The sequence below is a fragment of the Streptomyces murinus genome, from assembly GCF_002154555.1.
Lineage (GTDB): Bacteria > Actinomycetota > Actinomycetes > Streptomycetales > Streptomycetaceae > Streptomyces > Streptomyces murinus.
In genome coordinates, this window is the sequence record NZ_MUNF01000286.1 from 1 (window position 1) to 5,948 (window position 5,948).

Consider the following 5,948-nt stretch of genomic DNA (forward strand, 5'->3'; position numbering starts at 1 on the left):
GTGCGCGGCGGCGAGGGCGTCCAGTTCACGGCGCAGCGCGGCGGTGCGGTACGCGGCGACCAGCGGCTGGTCGCGGCCTTCGGCGTCGGTGAGCAACGCGCCGTCGGCGCCGCTCTCGCCCAGGGCGGTCAGCAGCCGCCGCAGCGTGTCCGCTCGGAGGAAGGGCAGGTCGGCGGAGAGGACGACGGCGTGTGCGGCCGTGGTGTGCCGCAGCCCGGCCGCCAGCGCGGCGACCGGTCCCGCGCCGGACGGCTCCTCGCGGGCCCAGCGCACCGGGCGGGCGGTGCTCCGGGGCGCGGCCACGACGACGGTCGTACGGGCGGCCGCGCAGGCCGTGAGCACCCGGTCCAGCAGTGCCCGGCCGCCGATCCGGACGCCGGGCTTGTCGGCCCCGCCGAGCCGCCGCGCGGCACCTCCGGCCAGTACGACGGCGTCGTAGGGCAGGGGTGCCGCGGTGGCTCCGGGGGCGGCCGCGGTAGCCGCCGGCCCGGCGGTGGCGTTGTCGGTCACTCCCCGAGTATGCGGGCCGGGCCGATCACAGGGAACCGAGGGTTGACGGCGGCCCGCCGGATCACAGGGTGCGCAGCAGCACCGCCGGCTGTTCCACGCAGTCCGCCACGTACCTCAGGAAGCCGCCCGCCGTGCCGCCGTCGCAGACCCGGTGGTCGAAGGTGAGCGAGAGCTGGACGACCTGGCGCACGGCCAGCTCGCCCTCGTGCACCCACGGCTTGGGGACGATCCGGCCGACGCCGAGCATGGCCGCCTCGGGATGGTTGACGATCGGGGTGGAGCCATCGACGCCGAAGACCCCGTAGTTGTTCAACGTGAAGGTGCCGCCGGTGAGTTCGCCCGGGGTCAGGGTCCCGGCGCGGGCCGCCTCGGTGAGCCGGGCGAACTCGCCTGTCAGCGACTCCGCGTCGCGGGTGTGGGCGTCCCGGACGACCGGCACGACCAGGCCGCGCTCGGTCTGCGCCGCGAACCCGAGGTGCACATACGGGTGCTGGACGATCTCGCGGGCCTCGGTGTCGACCGAGGAGTTCAGCTCCGGGAACCGCGCAAGGGCCGCGGCGCAGATGCGGGCGAGCAGCGCGACGAGGGAGATCTTCGTGCCTCCCGCCGAGTTCATCGCGGCCCGGGCGCGCATCAGTTCCGTCGCGTCGGCGTCCACCCAGCAGGTGGCGTCCGGGATCTCCCGGCGGCTGCGGGACAGCTTGTCGGCGACGGCACCGCGGATGCCCTTGAGCGGAACCCGCACCTCGCCGGGGACCGAGGCGGGCGCCGAGGCCGACGCCACGGATTGGAGGGGCATGGCCGCGACCGGCACGGCCGCGACGGGGGCCTCGGCCGTACGACCGCTGCCCTGACCCGCTCCGGTCCGCAGGGCGCGCTCCACGTCGGCGCGCAGGATCAGCCCGTCCGGGCCGGAGCCCGCCAGCCGCCGCAGATCGAGTCCGCCCTCACGGGCGAGCCTGCGGACCAGCGGGGAGATCACGGGCACCGGGCCGCCGGACGGCAGAGCGGTGGCGGGCAGGCTCGAAGCCGGCGCGGCGGCGGTGCCGTTCACCCCGGGACTCGCGGCCTTGGTGCCGTTCACCGCGGCATGCGCGCCGGTGGCACCGTTTTCGCTCGCGCCGCCACCGGTCAGGGCCACCGGGCGCACCCGGCGGCGCCGGCCCGGCGCCTCGGACGTGCCGTAACCGACCAGGACATTGCCCGAGCCGGCCGTGGACTTCCCGTCCGGCTCGCCGACCGCGACCGTCAGGAGCGGGGCGCCGACCGGGAGTTCGGCGCCCTCCTCGCCGTAGCGGGCGGTGACCACGCCGCCGTAGGGGCAGGGGACCTCGACCGAGGCCTTGGCCGTCTCGACCTCGACCACCGGCTGGTCGACGGCGACCACGTCACCGACCTGGACCAGCCAGCGCACGATCTCCGCCTCGGTCAGTCCCTCGCCGAGGTCGGGCAGCTTGAACTCCAGCACCTGTGCCATCAGCCCTCGGCCTCCCACTGGAGCCGGGCCACGGCGTCCAGGACGCGGTCCACGCCGGGCAGATGGTGCCGCTCCAGCATGGGCGGCGGGTAGGGGAGGTCGAACCCGGCCACGCGCAGCACGGGGGCCTCCAGGTGGTGGAAGCAGCGCTCGGTGACCCGGGCCGCGATCTCGCCGCCAGGACCGCCGAACCCGGTGGACTCGTGCACCACGACCGCGCGTCCGGTGCGCCGCACGGAGGCGCAGACCGTCTCGTCGTCGAACGGCACCAGGGAGCGCAGGTCGACCACCTCCAGGTCCCAGCCCTCGGCCCGCGCGGCCTCGGCGGCCTCCAGGCAGACGGGCACGGAGGGGCCGTAGGTGATCAGCGTGGCGCTGCGGCCGGTGCGCCGGACCACCGCGCGCCCGATCGGCTCGACCTCGGTCGGCTCCTCGGGGTTCCAGGTGTCCTTGGACCAGTAGAGCCGCTTGGGCTCCAGGAAGACGACCGGGTCGTCGGAGGCGATGGCCCGGCGCAGCAGACCGTAGGCGTCGGCGACGGTCGCGGGCGTGACCACATGCAGGCCGGGGGTGGCCATGTAGTACGCCTCGGAGGAGTCGCTGTGGTGCTCGACGCCGCCGATGCCGCCGCCGTAGGGGATGCGCACGGTGATCGGCAGGGGCATCCGGCCGCGGGTGCGGTTGCGCATCCGGGAGACATGGCTGACCAGTTGCTCGAACGCCGGGTAGGCGAAGGCGTCGAACTGCATCTCCACCACCGGGCGCAGGCCGTACATGGCCATGCCGACGGCGGCGCCGAGGATGCCGGCCTCCGCGAGCGGGGTGTCGGTGCAGCGGTCCTCGCCGAACTCCTTGGCGAGCCCGTCGGTGACGCGGAAGACACCGCCGAGGGTGCCGACGTCCTCGCCGAGCACATGCACGGTGGGGTCGGCGGCCATCGCGTCGCGCATCGCGCGGGTGAGGGCCTGGGCCATGGTGGCGGGCTTGACGGCCACGGTGGTCATCGGCGGTCGCCTTCCTGCGGGCCGGGCCCGTCCTGCTCGGCCGCCAGCTCGGCCCGCAACAGGTCCCGCTGTTCGCGCAGTTGGGCGGTGGTCTCGGCGTAGACGTGGTCGAAGAGGTCCATCGGGTCGAGCTCGGGGTCCTGGTTCATGCGTGCGCGCAGGTCGGCGGCCATCGCCTCGGCGTCCTCCCGTACGGCCTCCAGGCCGGCCGCGTCGATCAGGCCGCGCTCGGTCAGCTCCGTCTCCAGCAGGCGCACCGGATCGTGTGCGCGCCAGGCCTCGACCTCGGCGTCGCCCCGGTAGCGGGTGGCGTCGTCGGCGTTGGTGTGGGCGTCGATGCGGTAGGTGACCGCCTCGATCAGTGTCGGTCCGCCGCCCGCGCGGGCGTGCCGTACGGCGTCGGTGAGCACCTCGTGCACCGCGGCCGCGTCATTGCCGTCGACCAGCCGGCCCGGCATGCCGTAGCCGACGGCCTTGTGGGCCAGGGAGGGCGCGGCGGTCTGCTTGGCGAGCGGGACGGAGATGGCGAAGCCGTTGTTCTGCACCAGGAAGACGACGGGTGCCTGCCAGACGGCGGCGAAGTTCAGCGCCTCGTGGAAGTCGCCCTCGCTGGTGCCGCCGTCGCCGATCATGGCGAGCGCGACCACGTCGTCGCCCTTGAGACGGGCGGCGTGGGCGAGGCCGACGGCGTGCGGCAGCTGGGTGGCCAGCGGGGTGGAGAGGGGGGCGACCCGGTGTGCGTACGGGTCGTAGCCGGTGTGCCAGTCGCCGCGCAGCAGGGTGAGTGCCTCGACCGGGTCCACTCCGCGGGCGACGACAGCCAGGGTGTCGCGGTAGCTGGGGAAGAGCCAGTCGCGCTCTTCGAGGGCCAGGGCGGCGGCGACCTCGCAGGCCTCCTGGCCGGTGCTGGAGGGGTAGACGGCGAGTCGGCCCTGCTTGGTGAGCGCGGTGGCCTGCGTGTTGTAGCGGCGGCCGCGCACCAGCTGTGCGTGGAGCCTGCGGAGCAGATCGGGATCGGCCTTGGCGACCGCCTCGGTGCCGAGGACGCGATACGGCTCGGCGTCGGGCAGCAGCGGCGCGGGGTCCATACGGGGCTGCCAGGCGGGCGGCGGCGATGGCCGGTACGCGCCCCGCTGCTCCAGAACCGTCATGACGGCACCTCCTCGTGGGAGCGGCTACGGGAGACGTGTCGGCTGTGACCCGTCTCACCTACCGATTGTTCGGTCGTCGGCACATTTTGGCTACAGGCACCTCCAGGCTGTGGACAAACGGTTCTCCACAGCCTGCAATGAACGCAGGACGTCCACGGCGATGAAGCGGGGGGACATGGCACCTGAACAAATGGCCGAGACAGCGCAGGACGCGCTGCCGCCGCCGGCGCGACCGCTGGACGCCATCGATCAGGACATCCTGCGCATCCTCCAGGCGGACGGCCGCGCCTCGATACGGTCGGTCGCCGAACGCGTCCATGTCTCGCGGGCCAATGCCTACGCGCGCATCAACCGGCTGGTCGAGGACGGGGTGATCCGGGGCTTCGGCGCCCGCGTGGACCATGAGCGGGCCGGGCACAGCACCTCGGCGTACATCACGCTGAAAATCGTCCAGAACACCTGGCGCACGGTCCGCGAGCAGCTGCGCCAGCTGCCCGGGGCCTCGCACATCGCGCTGGTGGGCGGTGACTTCGACGTCCTGCTGCTGGTGCACACGCCCGACAACCGGACGCTGCGCGAACTAGTGCTCACCCGGCTCCAGGCGATCCCGGAGGTGCTGAGCACCCGCACGCTGCTGGTGTTCGAGGAGGAGGACCTGGAACCGGACGCCTAGGCCGTCTTCCCAGATCAGCAGGCTGTGATCCGTAGGCTGTTTTTCTCGGGTCATCAGAAGGTCGGACAGCCCGGCGTCATCGGAAGGTCAGGCGGCCCGGCGCAGTCCGGAGAAGACCAGCTGGACGACCGCGTCGGCCACCTCGCGGCCCGAGGCGCCGCGGGCCTCCGGCCGGTACCACTCCACGATGGAGTTGATCATGCCGAAGACCAGCCGGGTGGCCAGCCGCACCTCCACGTCGGGGCGTACGTCCCCGTCGGCGGCGGCCGCCTTGAGCAGCTCGGCGACCCGGTGGTCGAAGTCGCGGCGCCGCTCCAGCGCCCAGCGCTCGGTGGCGGTGTTCCCGCGCACCCGCAGCAGCAGGGTCACATACGGCAGCTCGGATATGAGCACCTCGACCATGCGCCGCACGACGTGTGCCAGGCGCTCCACCGCCTGCCCCTCGCGCGCCGCCGGCTCCTCCAGGATGGCGAAAAGGCCGTCCAGGGCGCGGCTGACGGCCCGCTTCAGCAGCTCCTCCTTGCCGCTGACATGGTGGTAGATCGACGACTTGGAGATGCCGGCCGCCTTGGACAGGTGCTCCATGGAGGTGCCGTCGTAGCCGCGCTGGTTGAAGACCTGGACGGCGACGGAGAGCAGTGTCTCGGGGGTGTACGTGTCGCGCCGGGGCGTGGTCATGAGGTGCCCTCCCGCTTGTCGTCGGCGTAGGCGTGGCGGTAGAGCGCGAGGGAGGGCGCGTAGCGTCCGGAGGGGTCGCGTTCGTGCATCGCGTCCAGGACGTCGTAGGCGAACTCGTCACCCAGCCTGCGGTCCCACGCGAAGGGGCCGAGCGGGTAGTTGACGCCGAGGCGCATCGCGGTGTCGACGTCCTCCTCGGTGGCGACGCCCTTGGCGACCGCGTCATGGGCGAGGTCGATGATCCGGGCCACCGTACGCGCCACGATCATGCCGGGGACGTCGCCGATGACGCTGACGTCCTTGCCGAGCGCCTGGAACAGGCCGACGGCCTCGGCGAGGGTCGTCTGCGAGGTGTCCTGGGAGGCGGACAGGGCGATACGGGTGGCCTTGCGGTAGTCGAGGGCGAGGTCGAAGTAGACGACGTCACGGAACTCCACGGAGGTCTGGCCGTCGGC

The 5,948-nt window shown here is 73.2% G+C and carries 7 protein-coding genes; 1 reads left to right on the top strand and 6 read right to left on the bottom strand.

The features are described 5' to 3' along the window. From CCN72_RS18285 to pdhA, 4 genes are all read right to left on the bottom strand, one after another. A partial coding sequence (locus CCN72_RS18285) for a molybdenum cofactor guanylyltransferase (RefSeq protein ID WP_143664129.1) occupies nt 1-510 on the bottom strand: 510 nt, incomplete at its 3' end. 61 nt (nt 511-571) lie between these two features. Next, entirely contained in the window at nt 572-1,987 is a 1,416-nt protein-coding gene (locus CCN72_RS18290; protein ID WP_086808447.1) for a dihydrolipoamide acetyltransferase family protein, read from the bottom strand. Then, nucleotides 1,987-2,991 carry an alpha-ketoacid dehydrogenase subunit beta gene (locus CCN72_RS18295; protein WP_037650268.1) on the bottom strand — a complete coding sequence of 335 codons (1,005 nt, stop codon included), beginning with the start codon at nt 2,989-2,991 and terminating at the stop codon, nt 1,987-1,989. Before CCN72_RS18295 ends, CCN72_RS18290 begins: the two co-directional genes overlap by 1 nt. Then, entirely contained in the window at nt 2,988-4,142 is a 1,155-nt protein-coding gene (pdhA, locus tag CCN72_RS18300) for a pyruvate dehydrogenase (acetyl-transferring) E1 component subunit alpha (protein WP_086808448.1), read from the bottom strand. The genes CCN72_RS18295 and pdhA overlap by 4 nt, the downstream gene beginning before the upstream one ends. A gap of 175 nt (nt 4,143-4,317) precedes the next feature. Here pdhA and CCN72_RS18305 point away from each other — a divergent pair, with 175 nt between their 5' ends. Next, entirely contained in the window at nt 4,318-4,815 is a 498-nt protein-coding gene (locus CCN72_RS18305) for an Lrp/AsnC family transcriptional regulator (RefSeq protein ID WP_346078046.1), read from the top strand. A gap of 87 nt (nt 4,816-4,902) precedes the next feature. Here the strand turns inward: CCN72_RS18305 and CCN72_RS18310 are convergent, their stop codons facing one another. Further along, the gene (locus CCN72_RS18310) at nt 4,903-5,493 is read right to left on the bottom strand and encodes a TetR/AcrR family transcriptional regulator (protein WP_085565669.1); all 591 of its coding nucleotides are present in this window, start codon (nt 5,491-5,493) and stop codon (nt 4,903-4,905) included. Further along, nucleotides 5,490-5,948, bottom strand: a 459-nt coding sequence (locus CCN72_RS18315; protein ID WP_244174308.1) for a 3-hydroxyacyl-CoA dehydrogenase family protein, incomplete at its 5' end; no start/stop codon positions are given. The genes CCN72_RS18310 and CCN72_RS18315, both read right to left, overlap by 4 nt.

Bases quoted from the DNA above. Each gene is read 5' to 3' on its own strand.
- pdhA (WP_086808448.1), bottom strand. From the start codon at position 4,142: ATGACGGTTCTGGAGCAGCGGGGCGCGTACCGGCCATCGCCGCCGCCC.
- CCN72_RS18290 (WP_086808447.1), bottom strand. From the start codon at position 1,987: ATGGCACAGGTGCTGGAGTTCAAGCTGCCCGACCTCGGCGAGGGACTG.
- CCN72_RS18295 (WP_037650268.1), bottom strand. From the start codon at position 2,991: ATGACCACCGTGGCCGTCAAGCCCGCCACCATGGCCCAGGCCCTCACC.
- CCN72_RS18305 (WP_346078046.1), top strand. From the start codon at position 4,318: ATGGCACCTGAACAAATGGCCGAGACAGCGCAGGACGCGCTGCCGCCG.
- CCN72_RS18310 (WP_085565669.1), bottom strand. From the start codon at position 5,493: ATGACCACGCCCCGGCGCGACACGTACACCCCCGAGACACTGCTCTCC.